At 55.8% G+C, this 13,877-nt stretch carries 16 protein-coding genes and 1 tRNA gene; 9 read left to right on the top strand and 8 right to left on the bottom strand.

Annotation, left to right across the window (positions count from 1 at the left end; all coding sequences use genetic code 11):
* Positions 1 to 23: 23 nt before the first annotated feature.
* The 6 genes from QZR18_RS02375 to QZR18_RS02350 form a co-directional block, all read right to left on the bottom strand.
* Positions 24 to 518, bottom strand: a complete 495-nt coding sequence (locus QZR18_RS02375) for an Rv3654c family TadE-like protein (protein ID WP_178705156.1) — start codon at positions 516 to 518, stop codon at positions 24 to 26.
* Positions 519 to 520: 2 nt separating this feature from the next.
* Positions 521 to 910, bottom strand: coding sequence for a hypothetical protein (locus QZR18_RS02370; RefSeq protein WP_178705153.1), 390 nt, complete (start codon positions 908 to 910; stop codon positions 521 to 523).
* Positions 907 to 1,113 carry a DUF4244 domain-containing protein gene (locus QZR18_RS02365; protein WP_295910236.1) on the bottom strand — a complete coding sequence of 69 codons (207 nt, stop codon included), beginning with the start codon at positions 1,111 to 1,113 and terminating at the stop codon, positions 907 to 909. The genes QZR18_RS02370 and QZR18_RS02365 overlap by 4 nt, the downstream gene beginning before the upstream one ends.
* A gap of 130 nt (positions 1,114 to 1,243) precedes the next feature.
* On the bottom strand, positions 1,244 to 2,281 hold the full coding sequence (locus QZR18_RS02360) for a type II secretion system F family protein (RefSeq protein ID WP_178705147.1): 1,038 nt from the start codon (positions 2,279 to 2,281) through the stop codon (positions 1,244 to 1,246).
* A complete protein-coding gene (locus QZR18_RS02355; protein WP_178705144.1) occupies positions 2,281 to 3,420 on the bottom strand; it encodes a TadA family conjugal transfer-associated ATPase in 1,140 nt (379 codons plus the stop codon). The genes QZR18_RS02360 and QZR18_RS02355 overlap by 1 nt, the downstream gene beginning before the upstream one ends.
* Complete coding sequence (locus QZR18_RS02350) at positions 3,417 to 4,415, bottom strand: hypothetical protein (protein WP_178705141.1); 999 nt, start codon at positions 4,413 to 4,415, stop codon at positions 3,417 to 3,419. The genes QZR18_RS02355 and QZR18_RS02350 overlap by 4 nt, the downstream gene beginning before the upstream one ends.
* A gap of 123 nt (positions 4,416 to 4,538) precedes the next feature.
* Here QZR18_RS02350 and QZR18_RS02345 point away from each other — a divergent pair, with 123 nt between their 5' ends.
* From QZR18_RS02345 to QZR18_RS02325, 5 genes are all read left to right on the top strand, one after another.
* Positions 4,539 to 4,676 (top strand): hypothetical protein, encoded by a 138-nt coding sequence (locus QZR18_RS02345; protein WP_178705000.1) that lies wholly within the window; start codon positions 4,539 to 4,541, stop codon positions 4,674 to 4,676.
* Between the two features lie 18 nt (positions 4,677 to 4,694).
* The gene (locus QZR18_RS02340; RefSeq protein ID WP_178705138.1) at positions 4,695 to 5,609 is read left to right on the top strand and encodes a hypothetical protein; all 915 of its coding nucleotides are present in this window, start codon (positions 4,695 to 4,697) and stop codon (positions 5,607 to 5,609) included.
* A gap of 75 nt (positions 5,610 to 5,684) precedes the next feature.
* Complete coding sequence (locus tag QZR18_RS02335; RefSeq protein WP_178705135.1) at positions 5,685 to 7,061, top strand: hypothetical protein; 1,377 nt, start codon at positions 5,685 to 5,687, stop codon at positions 7,059 to 7,061.
* Entirely contained in the window at positions 7,058 to 7,987 is a 930-nt protein-coding gene (locus QZR18_RS02330; protein ID WP_178705132.1) for an alpha/beta fold hydrolase, read from the top strand. The genes QZR18_RS02335 and QZR18_RS02330 overlap by 4 nt, the downstream gene beginning before the upstream one ends.
* Positions 7,988 to 8,168: 181 nt before the next feature.
* A complete protein-coding gene (locus QZR18_RS02325; protein WP_009748215.1) occupies positions 8,169 to 8,852 on the top strand; it encodes a Crp/Fnr family transcriptional regulator in 684 nt (227 codons plus the stop codon).
* Positions 8,853 to 8,935: 83 nt separating this feature from the next.
* Here QZR18_RS02325 and QZR18_RS02320 read toward each other — a convergent pair whose 3' ends face one another.
* Positions 8,936 to 9,097, bottom strand: a complete 162-nt coding sequence (locus QZR18_RS02320; RefSeq protein ID WP_009748214.1) for a DUF4177 domain-containing protein — start codon at positions 9,095 to 9,097, stop codon at positions 8,936 to 8,938.
* 27 nt (positions 9,098 to 9,124) lie between these two features.
* The gene (locus tag QZR18_RS02315; protein ID WP_295910197.1) at positions 9,125 to 9,505 is read right to left on the bottom strand and encodes a WhiB family transcriptional regulator; all 381 of its coding nucleotides are present in this window, start codon (positions 9,503 to 9,505) and stop codon (positions 9,125 to 9,127) included.
* A gap of 177 nt (positions 9,506 to 9,682) precedes the next feature.
* On the opposite strand from QZR18_RS02315, the gene QZR18_RS02310 reads away from it, so the two are divergent.
* The 4 genes from QZR18_RS02310 (at position 9,683) to QZR18_RS02295 (ending at position 13,876) form a co-directional block, all read left to right on the top strand.
* On the top strand, positions 9,683 to 11,860 hold the full coding sequence (locus tag QZR18_RS02310; RefSeq protein WP_178705127.1) for a transglycosylase domain-containing protein: 2,178 nt from the start codon (positions 9,683 to 9,685) through the stop codon (positions 11,858 to 11,860).
* A gap of 3 nt (positions 11,861 to 11,863) precedes the next feature.
* Positions 11,864 to 12,844 (top strand): metallophosphoesterase, encoded by a 981-nt coding sequence (locus tag QZR18_RS02305; RefSeq protein ID WP_178705123.1) that lies wholly within the window; start codon positions 11,864 to 11,866, stop codon positions 12,842 to 12,844.
* An 81-nt stretch (positions 12,845 to 12,925) separates the two neighbouring features.
* A tRNA-Pro gene (locus QZR18_RS02300) sits at positions 12,926 to 12,999 on the top strand.
* A 109-nt stretch (positions 13,000 to 13,108) separates the two neighbouring features.
* Positions 13,109 to 13,876 (top strand): glutamine amidotransferase-related protein, encoded by a 768-nt coding sequence (locus QZR18_RS02295; RefSeq protein ID WP_178705120.1) that lies wholly within the window; start codon positions 13,109 to 13,111, stop codon positions 13,874 to 13,876.
* The last annotated feature ends 1 nt before the right edge of the window (position 13,877 follow it).

Raw genomic sequence — 13,877 nt, 5'->3', positions numbered from 1 at the left:
CCATACAGTATCACTTCCTATATTTAAGTCATCGAGAGTTGGACCCCACTTAAGTGGGGATGCCACACCGAAAGACTTTTCGGGAAACTCGCACTGTGTTGATGGGATGCTTGAGGGGCCAGCCGGGGGGCAGGCCCCTCAAGTGCATCTAAAGCACTTTCATTATCAACTCCCGCTCGAGCCGAGCGGAAGACACTCCATCCCCACCCACTGCTCACACGCACCGTGACGATCGTGTCGACACTTTCGCAGTGACATGAGCTCAGCATTGCTCCGTTTTCTTGAGCAACCTCATTTGCTGCACGACAGGCTTTTTCCTCAACCGATTCCCACTGAGCTGTTGCGGAAACATCTGCTCCCGCCAGAGCACTGAGATCCGCAATATTCTGGGCTCTATTCCCCGCCACAAGAAGAGCAATGTATACCAGTGCACTGCAGGCAAGAACGGAAAGGACAGCCAGAACTCCAACCACCATGATTGTCCCGGAGCCTTCATCCGAACCCCTCTTTTTACCCATCCTCAATCGCCACCTACCACAGTACTTTCGCGCAACATCTGATATCTGCACTGCGAGTTCAAGCCGATCATTCCCGCAGGGCCTCTATAGGGAGCTTGTGCTTTGCCGTAAATCCACTTCTCGTCTGCGGAGAACTCAAAGTGGGCCCCTGATATCCGAGTGGACATCACACGCGCAGTTTCCTGCCCGTTTCCTCCGCGAGCGCTTTCACGGACGCCCGCCGAAAGCGCAGTACACAAATTCTGGGTGGTCATGGCAGCAGCAAAGACTGAAAGGACAAGTGCAATCATGATGACTATCGAGAAGGTCCCCAGAGCAATTTCAACGCTGACCATGCCGTCATCCGAGTGCTTTTCGGATGACGGCATGGAGCGGTCGTATCTCAGTCTCATGAAATACTCAATGCAGAGCTAATGAGATGTTCAAGGGCAGATTGCACGACACCGGACTTTAAAACCACTAAGAGCAAACCGGCGAATCCCGCCGTTGCCAATGCCCCAATCGCATATTCGACCGTTGTCGATCCTTCTTCTGGATCTGTCATCATTTCACTCTTGGGATCACGATCGTCGTGAAGTATTTCTTCCGTCAACATGGGCCTTTCCTTTCTCTTCGTTCCCATGTCTTGAGAGTGCGCCGAGAATCTTTCCTCAGTCTCTGCAGCCGTGAAAATTGTGGATGAATCGTCGGCACACAGAAACTGTGGATAACATTCGCGGGACTTCTCAGAAGCTATTTCGTGCCATCGTCAGAAGTACCGGCGCAACCCCTAGGAAGATAAAAGCTGGCAACATCAGTAGCCCCAAGGGCACAACCAATTTCACTCCCAATTCCTCTGCTCTGGCACGCGCATCAGTAAGTCTTTGATCCCTGCTCGCTTCCGCTAAAGCATGCAGCTGATGATCAACTGATGCTCCACGCACCCATGCTTCTCGTAGAACCTCGGCAATGCTTGTTATCCCCTCACCGCATCCCTCCCAAGCGCGATCCCACCGCACGCCAAGAGTCAAACAACTGGCGGCTCTCACCAGCTCTTCGATTTCCGCTGAACGTCCAATGCACTCCAAAGCTCGAGGAATGGAGACTCCAGAATCCAATGCAGCGATTACCAGCTCACAGATAATTGCGAGATCTTCCTGAGCGCTCTCCTCCCACTGACGTGACGATCGGCGTATCAGACGAAGCGAGACCCATCGCCCCGCTCCCAAAAATGACAGTCCGATTACTGCACACATCGAACCCACTCCCCCATCAACAAGCACAGGAAATGGGTTAATCCCCATGATGAATACCGCGAGCAGTGCCAGCAGTGGCAGTAAGTTGAGGATCTTCGCGGATAGGGCGGGGCCAGCACCAGCGACTCGTCGTGCCTTTTGAATGCGCTCAATATCATCAAAGTTTTGTGCCAAAGCATCCAAAACCGCCGACAAAGGAGCACCTAATTCGTGGGAAACTGCGCAGGCTGCAGTAACCATACGAGCATGCTCTCCAGCCTGTTTGAGAACAGTGGAAGCAACCCCATAGGGAACTCCTTCTTCTCCTTCACCCACCTGTAGCCATGCATCACTCGCGGACAAGCCAGCACGAACCAAAGCACTGACTTTTCTCAGAGATTGAGCCGCTTCGGTAAGGGTGGGATGTGAAGTACTCCCCCGCCAAGGCCGAGTGTGCACCCGTTGCAGATTCGACCAGAATCGCTGCTGCCCACCCGTCAATGGATGCGGATCCCACATCAGAACACGCCGAAATGTCCTGCTGCGCATCAGGGGTCCTCAGTAAGCATTGCGCGCAGTCCTTCCCACGCTGGTCCGGGGGTGCCGCGGCCTCGGCAATCACATCGATAGGCACAGCTGCACGCAAGTGCCCCATTTTCCATCCCAAAAATCCCGATCTGTGTCAGCTGGCGGGCGCCGCGCTTTGGACCGTGAGCAACACGCTCCATGTGGACAACCACCTGAAACGCTGCCTTTGCCTGCAGATCCGTTGCCCGAGCATCCATTCCCGCGAGAGCTCCCAATGCGGCAAGTCGGGCGGGAACTTCTGCGGGAGTATTCGCATGAATCGTGGCAAAACTTCCGCGGTGCCCGGTATTCAAGGCAGTCATAATGTCACGAACTTCGATACCTCTACATTCCCCTAAAACGATGCGGTCCGGCCTCATACGCATGGCAGCTCGGACCAGTTCCGAAAGAGTCACTTCCCCACGTCCCTGAGCATTAGCCTGTCTGGCTTGAAGGTGAACAACATGGGGATGCCGAGGATTTAATTCGCTCATTTCTTCGATACAGATCAGCCTCTGAGAGTCGGGCAACGCGCCCAAAAGTGCTGCAAGCAGAGTGGTTTTTCCACTTCCCGTAGCACCAGAAATAAGGATGTTGCATCGCATATCAAGCGCGCGCATCAACACCTGAAATGAGGTGCTATCAATGCTCCCCATCTCACGCATCTGCCCAATGCTGAGACCATTTCTGGCAGGAATCCTCAGAGAAATCAGAGTTCCCCCACCAGAAAGTGGTGGGATAACCGCGTGAAGACGAATCCCCATGGGCAAGACTCCATCAACAATCGGAGCCGCATCATCTAAACGCTTTCCGCAAATTCCTGCCATCGTGACAGCTAATTCACGCACTTCTTCTTCACTGTCAAAAGAGCATCCAGCCGGTTGAACCCCCTGCCCGCAATCGGCCCACACCTGCGTGGAATTCACCAAGATATCCGTAATTCCGGGAAGGTGAATCAAGGGAGCCAATATCTTTCCCAAGCCATTAAAACGAGCTTCAAGTTCTTCCAAATGCGTACCAAGCTCTTCAATTCCCATCCCGATAGGTTTGACAGGTATCGCAGCCTGGTCGCCCTTGTTTCCCGAATGCGCTACTACAAGGCAATCGTCGATCAAGCTCATTGCGTGCACTCCACAACCTGTTCCCACAGTCGTGAGCGGGCACGCCTTCCTTTCCGCCCCTGCCGAGGCCTTATCCCCGCTGGATGCACCCCCATTCCTTCGGTGTGGGTAATTTGAGAGATTTGAGTCGAAGAGATGTGCCCGCTAAGTGGAGTTCGTGAAAAGAATCCACCACGTGGAGGTGGCGCGATTAAGAGAAAACTTCGACACGGGAATGGAAATGACGCACTGAGAGCACACAGACGCGCGGCCCCAACAGCATCTCCCAAACCTATAAGAATGAGCGCATCGAAATTCCTTGCAGTTTGTTCGCATTGAGCTCCCCATCTGCCCAGATCGCACACCACAGTGCGAGTTTCACGCAGAGCAGCAAGAAGCCCCGGGAGCCGTGAGTCATCTGAATCGGCATAACCGCGTGAATCCCCGCCGACAAAAGATACCCCCTGAGCACAGGGAAGACTATTCGCGATCGAGGGAAGGAAATAACGCTCGCCTTTGCTCAAGCGCGACCATGCCACCTGCCCGTCCTCGGGAACAAGGATGTGTCCGCCACGACCTCGTGCAGGTCCCGGTCCCGAGCAATTCACTAAAACGCTTCCCGTGTCCGCACACAGATCCCAGGTAAGGGCAGAGACCCCTACTCCCCCGCTCCAACCTGCGATTCCCACGCAAAGGTGGGAAGAATGCGGCGATACCGTAGCCTGCCAGCGCGCATGGTCTGCAAGGATGAGCTGCCCAATCGCCTTCTCACAACCCGGAAGACGCAGCGCATCTCCGATAACCAACACGTGGATTCCACGGTGTTCCCACCGGGCTCGATCTTCGCTCCTACCAAGGACAGCGCAGATCACTTCCTCAACGCGGAATTCCGTACGCTCACACTCTTCTGGATGACACTGGCGACTATTAATCCCCAACAAAGCACAGACCGCACGCAATGATTGCTCAGCACCTTGCGAAAGTCCCCAAAATGCAACGTAGCCTTCGCTCTTCATGGTACGAGCGTGAATTTTCTTTCCACGGAATACCACCGCGTCCGCGAAATCTGTGGAAAACTAGAGCTAATCCCGCCCCTGTGGATAACGCTGCTGTTTCCGCACCAAGCCAAGGTGTCAACGATGACCATCCTCAATAACAACACAGAAGTTCTCATGCCTGCCGAGGCCTGCGTAGTTCTGGCCCACGCGATGATTCCCGTCGCTTTGGCAGGAGGAATAGGCATCGGCTATTGGGAACACCGCTCAATTCCCAGCTAGTACCGGCATACTTGATATATGTCCAGATTGTCCCTCCCGGTCGGCGCTATCTTGCGTCCAGCGATCTTCGCTGTCATCTTTGCGCCCCTTGCCCTGATCCTCATGGGAATGTCGCTCGCGGATCTTCAGGCACGAGCTGCGATTGGTGTTCCCTTGGCCTCGGTCGAGGGCATGATCGGCATGGCTTTTTCGGCCATTCTTCTGGCCATGATTTCTATCAACTGTGAGCGCAATTCCATTGGTATGTTCATTGCTGCCGCTTGGGAACTTGTCATTGGTTTCTTACAGACCTTTGGTTACCTTCGAGTGCACTTCCTTGTAGCCTCAAACCTTTCAACCAACGATATTTCTGCCGCACAAACCTGGAATCTCTACCCCTTATGCGTAGCTGCGATCCTTTTTGGTGGCGGAGTTGCTTTGGCTCTGACTCACCGAGCGCGCGAAAACAGCCCGGATTCCAATCAGCTGATGTCCTTTCAGCACCACCAGGGTGAGCGAATCGCAGTCGCAGTGGCTTCACTTCCACTGGGAGTTATTGCCGTCGTGCTTCTCGTTCGCTGCGCTCCAGCCGATTCGCTTCCAATGGCTTCCAGCGGACTGCACGGCGTTATTGCACAGACCCCCATGCATACATCGGAGGGCATCGCAGTTGCCGTCATCTTGGGATTGATCGCACTGGTTTCGCGCTGGTCAATGATCGGCCCTCAGGTCATCGCTTGGGTCTACACCATCCCCGCTTTCCTTCTAATTCCCGTTGGAACAAGCCTCTCCGGTGCTGTCGTGACCCCTGGAAAATCAATGGGAACCCAGATTTTGATGTCCGCATCGACTATTTCTGCCTACGGAATGATCCTTGCGGCCTCGACCTTGGGAATTTACTGGGCTCGTCGCTACGCCCCCAACGACGCATCAAGCTCCAACCAAGTCGCATAATCCAGCGCTTCTCGGCGGGTAATCCCCAAAAATATTCGTTTTCTCGTTATCGTCAGCACGAGAAGAGGAGGTCCCATGTCTGATCAGGAACACAAGGAAGACGTTGACAAGGTGACGGAAGAAATCGATCACCCCCATACCGGTGAGGAAACACCCCTGACCGGTGAAGAAGTCACCCTTCCCGGTGAGGCATCTGCAGCCGAAGACATCATCGGAGGCGCATCAGTCACCGAAACCAGTCAGGTTGAACCCGTTCACATGGGTGTCACCCCAACATCCGTAGATGATGCTCTTGCACAGCGTTCGACGTCTGAGCTTTCCGAGGCCAAGCCCGAATCAGCTCAGGAACAGCAGGATGCGCAGACCGAGGAATCCTCTTCAGACGAACCTTCGAGCGAAAAACCATCTCAGGGCGATAGCCACGACTTAGCGCACGATGAGAACACCGTAGCCGAGTCTGAGCACACCTCCCACGACGACGATGCTGAGCCGGCCTCGGAAAAGTCTGAGGAAACTACTGAGGACAACGCAGAGCCCAAGGATGCATCCCCCGAAGAATCTGAGGAAGCTCCCGACTCCGCACACACCACAACGATCCCGGCTGCTTCCGAAGCCACGGAAGAGGAACCTGAGGACTCTCCTTCGGTGACCGAGGTTCCCGACGCCCTCTCGCGCCGCACACCTGCTCAGCCCGAAACCACCGAGGAACCCGAGGACGAGGTTGAAAGCACCCAGGTTCGTAGGCGTGCATTCATTGCTCCGGCAGCGGAAAGCGCAACGACCGAAGCTTCGTGGAAACCTCGTGAAGATAGCGGCGAACGTACCGTTCCTCAAGAGACCCCCGAGAGCCTCGACGATGCCCTTTTTGAGGGCGCAACCGTCGTTCCTGAAATGCCCTCTCGCGCGGCCGCTCACTGGAGCTCGTTGGCTTTGGGCATCTTTGCTCTACCCATCACTTGGTACCTCATTGCCGATGCTGGCGCTCGCATGACACTTCCCGAGGGCAACCCTGCAGCAACCGGCGTGATCAACTGGCTTGCTCTCACCGAAGTTGCCATCGCTTTCGTGGCAGTTATTGCACTATTTGAAGCATTCAAGCGCTCCTCACTGGGCGCATGGATCGGCGGCCTCTGCTTCTTCGCAGCCGGCCTTCCCTGGGTTTTCGCCCCCGGATTTACCTCTGCACACACGGTTTCCGTTCTGCACTTCCTGCAGAATTCCGGTGCCTTGGGCGCTAACCTTGCACACCACCTCCAAGCATCCGGATACTCCGGCCGCCTACTCTTCCTTGGAATTGCACTGCTTGGCATCGCATCCCTTTCGCATTCGGTTCGTCGCCGCGGACGCAATGAAGAGGCAATGCGCGAGCAAGTAGAGCGCGTCAATCCCACGGGTGCACACTTCACCGCCCGCGAACGTCGTCGCGCTGAAAAGGCAGCTGGTCTGCGGTGAAACCCGAGGTTTCACGCGCGGTATTGGAAGCTCCCGGGCCCTGGGTTCACCGTAGGATTTCAGCCTCGGGAGCATCCTTCCATATCGCCGACGCGGGACCCGAAGATGCCTCTTTTGCCGTTATCCTCCTTCACTCGTTCCCGATGACTTGGTGGACGTGGCGGGAGGTTATTCCCGCCTTCACGCAGGCCGGTATCCGCACCATTGCAATGGATCTTCGAGGCTTTGGTACCTCCGATCTTGCTCCGGGAGAAGTCGAACTCACCCAGCTGGCGGCGGACGTCGCTGGCGTGGCCTCGGCACTGGGAATTTCTTCCTACACGGTTGTCGGCAACGGCATGGGTGGCGTGGTCGCGTGGATGCTCGGCGCGCTTAAACCTGCGGGCTTGCAGGCGATTGTGCCGGTGTGTGCCCCTCATCCGCTGGGTCTGCACTTCCTGCGTGGGCTTTCTTCCCGAGGCCGAGGCCGCTGGTTCTCAACCCTGCTATCGCGCCGTCCTCGTGTAGCCTTCTTCGCGGCACGCTCAGCATGGATCAACCGTTCAATCTCTCAGTGGGCGGCGCCTTTTAACCGCGATGAAATGCTTGAAAATGCGGAAGTCTACCGCGAGGCTCTTTCCCGTCACATTGCGGTTCGATCCGCATGGGAGTCACTGCGGGCAACGTTTAGGCCCTCATTTAGCTCCAAGAATGTTCTGACACGGAGCGTGACGGTACCCGTGCTTTCGATTCAGGCGCGCGACGACGGTTTATGGTCGCACGTTGATTTTGCTGATGATGTCCAAGCGACCAGCGGCGAATTCACCATGCGCGCAATTGGCGAATGCGGTCATTTCCCACAGGAAGAAAACCCTCAAGCTCTGATCCAGGCAATCCTTCCTTTCATCAAAGAATCCGCTCACTTTGCAGCGGAGAGTCAACTCTAAAGAAACGAATTTGCGCAAACTGTGTGCAAATATGTGATTTAGACCGTTCACCGTGCATAATAGTTACGACTATCACACGGTGGCTCTTTTGTGCTGGGCTGCCGTCTTACATGATTAGGACAGCTCAGTAGTCGGCGGCGCATGCTAGCGGCGCTCGCGAATAGAACGGAGTTCCGGCTTTATGTATGGAGATGCAAACTTCATCAACCAAGTCCCGCTCTTCAGTGGACTCGATGAGGCGCAACAGGCATCGCTGCAGCAGAAGATGGGTCAGACAACACTGCGACGCGGCGAAACCCTCTTCGAAGAAGGCGATCTTGGTGACCGTCTGTACATCGTGACCGAAGGCAAAGTGAAGCTGGGCCACACCTCGAATGACGGCCGCGAATCCCTGCTTGCAGTTCTTGGACCCGGCGAAATTCTCGGTGAACTGACCCTCTTCGATCCAGGCCCGCGCTCGACCACCGCAACCGCCGTATCTCCCGCCACCCTGCTGCACCTGCTGCACAGCGACCTCATGGAGATCGTCGAAGCGAACCCGACTCTGGCCAAGCACATGCTCCGTGCACTGGCACAGCGCCTGCGTCGTACGAATGAATCACTTTCCGATCTGGTCTTCTCCGACGTCCCCGGCCGCGTTGCCAAGGCGCTGCTTGATCTTGCAGATCGTTTCGGTACGGCAACAGATAAGGGCATCCACGTTCCTCACGACCTCACTCAGGAAGAACTGGCCCAGCTGGTTGGCGCTTCGCGTGAAACTGTCAACAAGTCCTTGGCAGATTTCGTTTCGCGTGGTTGGATCCGTCTGGAAGGCCGTGCGGTCACACTGCTTGACGTCGATCGTCTAGCACGCCGCGCTCGCTAATCTTTAGCTCAATGCCTTCGGGGCCGAGCAGGTGATAAACCTGCTCGGCCCCGATAGTTTATTGCGAAGAAATATCCGCAGTATCAGTCTTGCTTCGGACGCTTCAGATACGCGACCAAGCTATCTGAACCAGTCGGTCCTGGAACAACTTGGACGAGCTCCCAGCCATCGGCTCCCCACTGGTCGAGGATTGCCTTCGTTGCGTGAGTTAGAAGCGGAATTGTTGCATATTCCCATGTAGTCATAGCGCCATCCTACGGCACTCGCGGCGATTAGCCACGCGCAGCAACAGAAAGTGATGCCTCTCGTAATGCCTTGGCATTTGTACGAAGATGTTTCACCGACAAGCTTTGGGGAACCCGCGGTTTGCGCAACTCAACTGCCAGAGGATCTCGAGAATGCATGAGCCACTCACTCCAGTCAGTCCTTTCTGGATAGACGCGCAAAATCACGCGGCGTTCGCGTTCGGTAAGACCGCCCCACACGCCGTAAGACATCTGTGACTGCAAGGCGTCTGCAAGGCACTCAAGGCGCACGGGGCACTCCATGCAGCGCATACGAACTTGACGCTGAGCTGCGCCCTGCACAAACAGGGAGTCGGGTTCATCTTCGGCACACAGGGCATACTCAACCCAACCGTGGTCGTCAATCATATGAAACTCCACCCTCTCCATGTGGTCAACATTGACCTCTTCCTCAGAGAATACACATGAAATTTTCATAAGGGAAATTAGGACGGCTTCGGTCCGTAATGTGGCAAAGATGCCAAACGTTGACCTAATCCACCTCTTCCTCTCTCTTTCCGAGGCCTCTACACGTATCCTGTACCTATGGCTCAGTCGCATACACGCTTTGTTCGACCCGCACAGCTGGTGGCGCTCTTGCTGTCATTCTTGGCAGCATCAACACTTGTCGGTGTGGTCAGCGCTGGCGTCTTGGTGCCGGCCGTCGGAACCGGTGCAATCACGGCGAAAGCAGGGATGGAGATCTTCGACGAGATCCCCACCGACATCCAGGTTGTCACTCCCGCGACCGAGTCCACCATGCTCGATACGAACGGCCAAGTAATTGCCCGTTTCTACGACAAGCAGCGCATTGTCATCCCCTCGGACAAAATCGCGCCCATCATGAAGAAAGCTATCGTCGCCATTGAAGACCGACGCTTCTTCGAACACCACGGTGTCGACCCTACAGGTATTGCCCGTGCAATGGTCAATAACCTCGGCGACGATGGTGGAAAGCAGGGCGCATCGACCATTACCCAGCAATACGTTCGTAATGCCTTGGCCGAAAAGGGTTACATGGAAGGCGATGCCGACCAGGTCGAGGCCGCAACTGAGCAAACCACCGAACGTAAACTTCGCGAAATCAAGTACGCGCTTGCTGTTGAGAAGCAAATGGATAAGGACCAGATCCTCAGTGGCTACTTGAATATCGCACCTTTCGGTCCCATCACTTATGGCGTTGAGGCTGCCTCTCGGCTCTATTTCTCCAAGTCCGCCAACGAACTGACGATCGGTGAAGCCGCGCTCCTAGCCGGCCTCGTCCAGTCCCCTGTTCAGTACAACCCCCTTCAGCACCCCGAGGCCGCGCAAGAACGCCGCGATATCGTCCTTTCCGTCATGGCTGACCAGGGCGTCATTACAGAGGCCGAAGAAGCCGAAGCAAAGGCCGTGAACGTGACCGACATGCTTCACCCCACTCAGATTCGTGAGGGATGCTCGGGTGCCGGCGATGAAAATGCCTACTTCTGTTCCTATGCAGTGCGTCAGTTCCTTGCCGATAGCGCATTCGGTAAGACCTCTATTGAGCGTGAGCGTCTTCTTAAGACCGGTGGCCTGACCATCCGAACGACTCTTGATCCGAAGAAGCAGCATGCCGCCTATGAAGCCTTAACAAAGACCATTCCTTCCGACGATGCCTCCGGTTTGGATAATGCTTTGGTTTCCTTAGTTCCCCAAACGGGTGAAGTTGTCGCAATGGCCCAAAACACCGTCTACGGCGTGGGCGAAGACGAAACTATGTCAAACTATTCGGCTGATGGTTCCTTCCAGGTTGGATCAACCTTCAAGGTCTTCGTCTTGGCCGAATGGTACAAGGAAGGCCGCTCGGGTTATGAAACCATTGACGGGCGAACGAACTTCCCCAATGGCTCCTTCAAGTGTGATGGCGCTCCGATCCACACCGAAAGCTGGAACGTCGTCGACTTGGCCGGTAAGGACGGCGCCTTTAACGTCATCGGCGCAACGGGCCTTTCGGTGAACCACTCCTTCGTTAACATGGCTTCTAAGCTCAACTTCTGCGATATTTTCAAAGTCGCTGCTGACATGGGCATCGATGACGGAAACGGTGAACCCATCTTGGCCGTGCCCGGTAACATCTTGGGTTCTGGTTCTGCTTCACCGCTGACCATGGCACGCGCTTTCGCAACCTTCGTCAATGACGGCAAGATGTGCCAGCCCTACTCGATCGCGAAGGTTACCGACCGTCAAGAGAACGTTCTCAAGGAAGGTTCGGCGAACTGCAAGCAGGTCATCGATCCGCAGGTCGCTCAAAAGGTTGCAACAACCCTGACCAAGTCGGCTAGCCAGTACTACACCGCGACGCGCCTGTCAGGCGGTCGTCAATTTGCCGCCAAGTCCGGTACGACTGACTACTCGGCAAACACCTGGTTGACGGGATCGACCGCAGAACTCACCACCGCCGCATGGGTTGGTCACGGCAACGCCTCGACAACCCCGGTTCAAAACGTCCGAATCAACGGACGCTACTACTCGCAAATCTTCGGTGAGACTTTCGTCGGCCAAAATATCTGGGCTCCCTACATGAGTAAGGCGCTGGAGGGCACTCCCAACCAGCCCATGCCCAATGCGAATATCGGAACCCCACAGGCCGCACCGCGCCAAACTCAGGCTCCGACTCCCAGTGCAGCTCCTGCCCCGCAACAAAATCCGCAGGGCCAGCAACAGCCCGGAGACAACGATGATGATGACGATGGGGATGAGTAAGAAATGACTTCACGTCGACTCGTCAAGCACGCATTCCGAGGCGCAGCCGCCCTTGCTCTGGGCGGTACTGCGGCTCTTGCCTGGGGAAGTGTCGAGCGGCGTCGACCTGTCCTTCGCCACTACGATGTCCCGCTTTCGGCACTGTCAACGCCCATGTTGCGCAGTCACCACCGAATGGCGAAGGTCCTCCATTTCTCCGATCTGCACCTTTTCGCAGGCCAAGAATTTCTTCTCGATTTCCTGCAAGAGATTCGCGAAACCGAGCAATTCGACTACGTATTCTCCACCGGAGATAACTTCGGCAGTCCCGATGCGCTAGAAATGGTGATCCAGGCTCACGAAATTTTCTCCGATTTCCCCGGAGCCTTCGTTTTCGGTTCAAACGACTACTACTCGCCAAAGCCCAAGAGCTGGACTCGCTACCTTCGGCCTCGTGAATCAGGAAAGATCGAGCGCGCGGTAGACCTGCCGTGGACCGAACTTGCCGCACACCTGCGAACGATGGGCTGGGCGGATTTGTCGAATTCTTCGGCACTTGTGGAGCCTTACCAGACTGAGACCACGACCGACGTCGACGAGTTCAGCTACGCACCTGCTCCTCTTGCTCTGCTGGGTGTCGATGACCCGCACATTAACCGCGACTCCATCACTGGACTATCGCAGAGTTGGCTATCCTCTGGAGCTATTCGCATGGGTGTGACCCATGCACCCTACACGCGCGTGCTCGACTCAATGACCCACTTGGGTGCAGAAGTGATCCTTGCAGGCCACACTCACGGTGGTCAGATTGGACTGCCGGGCGTGACCTCCCTGGTCACCAATTGCGATCTCCCCCGTGAGTTCGGCAAGGGATTACACGTGTGGGAGACCAGTGCCAGCGAGAATGCATGGCTGCACGTCTCCGCGGGCTTGGGTACCTCCCCTTACGCTCGGGTGCGTATCGCCACCCGCCCCGAGGCCTCGATCCTGACAATTCACGACTGAACACAGGAAACGGGCAAGACTCCCGACCTTCGCGTACAAAATTTTGCGCACCGGCTTTGGACGGCTATACTCAAACGGTCACGGGGTGTGGCGCAGCTTGGTAGCGCGCTTCGTTCGGGACGAAGAGGCCGTGGGTTCAAATCCCGCCACCCCGACGTGATTCCCGCAGCATCGTTAGGTGCTGCGGGTTTTTTCTACCCGTTACACAATCCCATCTTCCGCATCCTCCGCGCATCTGTTTGATACGGCTGATAGCGTGACGTTATGAACGCTTCTCGACCCGCTTCTTCTCGACCCTTCCTGGTGGCCGTGTGCCGACCAGACGGTATTCTTGCGCGAGATGAACTGGCGTCGATGAAGGCAATCGGTCAGCTCAGTGACAGCGATCTTCACCCACTCCCGTTAGTTGATGCCGCTTCACCGCACCCGGCCAGTGATATCGACTTGGACCAGTATTCGGGTGTCATCATTACCGGCTCTCCCTTCGGTTTCGAGCACCCTCATGAGCAGAAAACTCCCGAGCACCTGCGCGTTGAAGAACGTATCGATGCCTTGACATCCATCCTTCTAGAGCGTGATTTCCCGACTTTCGGCATCTGTTTTGGCCTGCAATCCCTGGCTCGAGCCTCGGGAGCACCCATCGTTGAGGGCTTCTCTGAGGATCTCCAGGCCCCCGAAATTTCCTTGACCGAGGCCGGACTTGCCGACCCACTAACCGGTAAGCTCCCGCCAAAATTCCACGCCTACACCGGCCACGCTGATGCAATTGGATCTATTCCACAGGGAGCCGAACTTCTGGCGACCGGAACTCACTGCCACGTCCAAATTCTCCGTTGGGGAAAGAACATCTATGGCACGCAATTTCACCCGGAAATTACGCGAGACGGGATGCATCTACGCATTGAGACCTACGGTGACACCTACTATCCTGCAGAAGAGAAGCCCGCGGTAGTTGCACGCTGCGACGCTGCGAATACTCAACCCGCCCACGACCTATTGGCATCCTTTATCCACCGCTACCAACAAGCTTGAG

The organism is uncultured Actinomyces sp., assembly GCA_900541895.1.
Classification (GTDB): Bacteria; Actinomycetota; Actinomycetes; order Actinomycetales; family Actinomycetaceae; genus Pauljensenia.
The sequence above is the reverse complement of the archived record's forward strand: the minus strand, read 5'-3'. Positions and strand labels throughout refer to the sequence as shown.